3 protein-coding genes are annotated in these 1773 nt (G+C 73.4%); all 3 read left to right on the forward strand.

The window, feature by feature from the left end:
• On the forward strand, positions 1 to 585 hold a 585-nt coding region (locus LOY02_RS18585; RefSeq protein ID WP_317183853.1), incomplete at its 5' end, for a DUF4439 domain-containing protein.
• A complete protein-coding gene (locus LOY02_RS18590; protein ID WP_317183854.1) occupies positions 582 to 1529 on the forward strand; it encodes an aminoglycoside phosphotransferase family protein in 948 nt (315 codons plus the stop codon). The genes LOY02_RS18585 and LOY02_RS18590, both read left to right, overlap by 4 nt.
• A gap of 44 nt (positions 1530 to 1573) precedes the next feature.
• On the forward strand, positions 1574 to 1773 hold a 200-nt coding region (locus tag LOY02_RS18595), incomplete at its 3' end, for a DUF255 domain-containing protein (protein WP_317183855.1).

Below are 1773 nucleotides of genomic sequence, written 5' to 3' on the forward strand. Positions count from 1 at the left end.
GCACCGACACCGACCCCCACGTCCACCACGCACCTGTCCGTCGCAGACCTCGCCGACCGTCTCGCCGCCCTGCCCACCGCGCATGTGGCGGCCACGGCGGAGGCGGCCGAGGGCACGCGCGAACTGCTGACAGCGGCATACGGCTCCCACTACACGCTCGCGGGTCTCCTCGGTGCGGACGTCCAGCCCACGACGACGACACCGGCGCGACCCGGCCTCGCCGAGCTCACGTCGCCGCTCGTCTACGCCTTCGAGGTCGTCGCCGCGCAGTCCTCCGGAGGGCAGCGTCGACGCGCGCTGGCCACGCTCGAGCGCCTGCGCGCCCTGGAGCGGCTCGTCGGCCGGGCCGATGCGGCGAGCGGCTGGAGGCTCCCCTTCCCCGTCACCGACCAGCGCAGCGCAAGCAGACTGGCGGACTCGGTGCTCGCCCGGGCGCTCGGAGCCACGGGCGAGGTGCTCGGCCCCGCGCCCACGGCCGAGTCGCTCGACGACGTGGCCCGATGGCTCGCAGCGATCCAGCTCGCGGGTGTGCCGTGGGGCCTCGACCCGGTCGCCTTCCCGGGAACGGAGCAGCAGCCACCGTGATCGACCTCATCCCGCTGCACTTCGCCCATCACATCGCAGGCTTCGCCGCCGACGGCTACGTCTCCGGCGTGGACTGGCTGGAGGGCCTTCCGGGGCTCCTGCGAGGCCTCCTGGACGAGTGGGAGCTCGAGCCAGTCGGTCGCAGCATGAGCGGCCACTGCTCCGTCGTGGTCCCCGTCCGGCTCGTGGGGGCCGGCCGCAGCCCGGTTGAGGACCATGCCCCGGGCGGCAGCACGCCTCACGCCGTCCTCAAGGTCTCCTGGCCGCACCCGGAGGCCGCGACCGAGGCCCTCGCGCTGCAGACCTGGAACGGCCATGGCGCCGTGCGTCTCCTCCGGGCCGACCCCGCGCGGTTCGCGCTGCTGCTCGAGCGTCTGGACACCGAGGACCTCACGACACGTCCCGTCGACGACGCCTGTGCGGTGATCGGTGACCTGCTCACGACGCTCCGCAGACCGGCCCACCCTCGCGTCCCCCGGCTCGCCGACTACGCCGCCCGGCAGGCCGACGAGCTGCGCGTGGCACCGCCCGTGATTCCCCGGCGCTACCTCGACCAGGCGGCCGCGCTCGCCCGGGAGCTCGTGACCCGCCCACCGGCGGAGGAGCGCCTCCTCCACACCGATCTGCACTACGCGAACGTCCTGGCCGCCGCCCGTGCGCCGTGGCTCGCGATCGACCCGAAGCCCATGGCCGGAGACCCCGCCTTCGAAGTGGCTCCGGCGCTGTGGAACCGCCCAGACGAGCTCGGCACCGGCTCCCAGGTCAGGTGGTCGCTCCGCCGACGGCTGGAGATCATCTGCGAGCACGCCGGCATCGACGAGGGGCGGGCGCGCGCCTGGACCATCGTGCGCGAGGCCGACAACGCCGTCGACGCGGCTCTCGACCCTGCCGGTCGCGATCGAGTGAGCCTGGCCGTCATGATCATCAAGGCCATGAACGACTGACCTGCGGCACCCACCCCACCGCATGCGGGTGGCAGGGTGGAGGGATGAGCAACCGACTCGCCGAGGCCACGAGCCCCTACCTGCTCCAGCACCGGGACAATCCCGTCCACTGGCAGGAGTGGGGTGAAGCGGCGTTCGCCGAGGCCCGCGAGCGCAACGTCCCCGTGCTCCTGTCGGTGGGGTACGCCGCGTGCCACTGGTGCCACGTCATGGCGCACGAGTCCTTCGAGGACGAGACCGTGGC

The sequence above is a fragment of the Intrasporangium sp. genome (assembly GCF_032907665.1).
In the GTDB taxonomy this organism is placed as follows: domain Bacteria; phylum Actinomycetota; class Actinomycetes; order Actinomycetales; family Dermatophilaceae; genus Intrasporangium.